The organism is Nocardioides ureilyticus, from assembly GCF_051280745.1.
Classification (GTDB): domain Bacteria; phylum Actinomycetota; class Actinomycetes; order Propionibacteriales; family Nocardioidaceae; genus Nocardioides.
The window spans coordinates 1-1268 of record NZ_JBNCOG010000077.1 but is presented as its reverse complement, the minus strand read 5'-3'; the positions used below and the strand labels follow the sequence as shown (position 1 = coordinate 1268).

At 79.3% G+C, this 1268-nt stretch carries 1 protein-coding gene and 1 pseudogene; both read right to left on the bottom strand.

Annotated elements, in window-relative coordinates; translation table 11 throughout:
• Positions 1–1053 (bottom strand): selenocysteine-specific translation elongation factor (selB, locus tag ACSMHG_RS19535; protein ID WP_435748253.1); only part of this gene is annotated, 1053 nt, incomplete at its 3' end.
• Positions 1054–1067: 14 nt separating this feature from the next.
• Positions 1068–1268 (bottom strand): annotated as a pseudogene (locus ACSMHG_RS19530) (L-seryl-tRNA(Sec) selenium transferase); the annotation flags it as partial.

The following is a 1268-nucleotide window of genomic DNA, read 5'->3' as shown; positions in this document are numbered from 1 at the left end:
GGCGGCTCCCCGGCGGCCCAGCGGCGGTGGCGCCGGGTCGAGCACGAGCACGCCCCACACCCGCCGCGAGCCGGGGTCGCGCAGCAGCGCGCGGTCGCCCACGTGCAGGGGTACGGCGCGGGGCAGCACCAGCCGCACGAGGTCGCCCTCGTCCCCGGCCAGTGGCCGCGCCCGCACCGCGAACGACGCGGCTCCCACGTGCAGCACCGGCCGCTCCGGCATCCGGCCCACGCCGGCGACGCGCACGTCGACGATGGTGGCCGGGTGGTGCGCGCCGGGGCTCACCAGCACGCTGTCGCGGTCGACCCGGTCGAGCCCCTCGCCGGTCAGGTTGAGCGCGACCCGGGCGACGCCGGTGGCCCGGTCGACCCCCTCGCCGAGCGACTGCACGCCCCGCACGCGCACGCGCGCCGGCTCGGCGCCGGCCCACAGCTCGAGCGCGTCGCCGCGGCGTACCGTCCCGGCGGGGAGGGTGCCCGTCACGACGGTCCCGGCGCCGGTCACGGTGAACCGCCGGTCGACCCACAGCCGCACCGGTGCCTCCGGGTCGGGCGCCGGCAGCGAGCGCGCGAGGCGGAGGAGCTCGCGGCGCAGCAGGTCGAGGCCGAGGCCGGTCCGCGCGCTGACCGGCACGACCGGGGAGCCCGCGAGCGTGGTGGTCGCCAGCTCGGCGGTGGCCCGCTCGACCATGGGTCGGGGGTCGGCGAGGTCGGCCCGGGTGACGGCGACGACGCCGTGGCCGACGCCGAGCGCGTCGAGGGCGGCGAGGTGCTCGGCGGCCTGCGGCATCCACGGGTCGTCGGCCGCCACGACCAGCAGCACGGCCGGCACCGGCCCCACGCCGGCGAGCATGGTCGTCACGAACCGCTCGTGGCCCGGGACGTCGACGAAGGCGACCGTCTGGTCCTCGAGGGTGGTCCAGGCGTAGCCGAGCTGGATGGAGAGCCCGCGGGCGCGCTCCTCCGCCAGGCGGTCGGGCTCCATGCCGGTGAGGGCGTGGACCAGGGTGGACTTGCCGTGGTCGACGTGCCCGGCGGTGGCGAGGACGTGCACCCTCTGGCCTGTCCTCAGCCCCGCGCCGCGACGCGTCGTACGGCGGCCAGCAGGTGCTCGTCGTCGGCGGGGTCGACCGCGACCAGGTCGAGGAGCAGGCGCCCGCGCTCCACCCGGCCGACGACCGGCAGCTCGGCGTCGAGCCGCAGCGGCTCGGCCCAGGCCGCCGGCAGGGCGACCGCGGCGGAGGGCAGGTCCACGCCGGGCGCGCCGCC